The sequence below is a fragment of the Rhizobium sullae genome, from assembly GCF_900169785.1.
In the GTDB taxonomy this organism is placed as follows: domain Bacteria; phylum Pseudomonadota; class Alphaproteobacteria; order Rhizobiales; family Rhizobiaceae; genus Rhizobium; species Rhizobium sullae.
Genome location: NZ_FWER01000163.1, coordinates 1 through 965 on the forward strand (window position 1 = coordinate 1; position 965 = coordinate 965).

The 965-nt window shown below is 55.2% G+C and carries 1 pseudogene; it reads right to left on the minus strand.

What is annotated here, in order from left to right:
* Positions 1-454: pseudogene (locus BN1800_RS39525) on the minus strand (adenylate/guanylate cyclase domain-containing protein); the annotation flags it as partial.
* Between the last annotated feature and the right edge of the window lie 511 nt (positions 455-965).

Genomic DNA, 965 nt, shown 5'->3' on the forward strand with positions numbered 1-965 from the left:
GAAGGGCGCCGACCGCGAGGAGGAGGGGAACGGCCCAGATGGTCGGCATCGCTGCGACCCAATTGCCTCCTAGGCCGATGCCTTCCAGGCCAAAAAAGAGGCTGACGCCGAGAATTGCTGCGTCGCCGGTAACAAGGACGTATGTCATCCAGGGCCTGAACCAACGGCTGACAACCAGGAGAAACGACGTAATACCGAGGGCCAGAAAGGCGCCAACTGTGATCAGCGCAGTAAGACGAACTTGGTTCAGGTCGTACTCTTCGTTGAGCGTAGCCGTCCCTGAGGAAACGAGGAAACCACTCGCGAACAGGATGAGGCCCAAAGTAATCCGAACCCATCCGATCGTATATTCGGCCTCACTCTCCGATTCGCGGAACAGCTTTTCGACAGAGGTGCTCGTTGGGACCGAGCGGCCCGCATCAGATCGATAGGCATTCAGTTGAAAAATCCTCATCAACAAACCCCTCCCACGGACAATAGCTTACCCCGCCGGCAAGCGCGGTGAGGACTGCTGCTGCTTCATACCATAGCTCAGTCAACCAGGGACGGGTGGTCTAGGATTCCATCGAGACAGTGGTAAATGAAGCAGAAGCAAAGCGACGTGTCGCACCCCAGATCAGGCAAGCAAGGGCAATTTTTGCTGCTTCGGTGGAAAGTCGCCTTGATGTTACAGGTCGTCGGGCCCGACGCAGTCAAGCATTTGATGCGGATCAATGCAGTCATCCATAGATACCGTCAAACTGCATCGGTGTTGAGTGGGAGGTTAGGCTATGCGGAGATCCTCGGCTGTTCGACGAGTTCACCTGAGTGCCGGAGTCGTGGGGTTCCTAACGATTTTGACATTCTGGGTCTCGACGGTGGTGTCGGAATTGTCTGGCAATCACGTTGCAGTTGTTGCTGTCAAAAATGGCATTCTCTGGGGAATGTTGATTCTGATACCTGCGATGATCATCGTCGGCGGAACC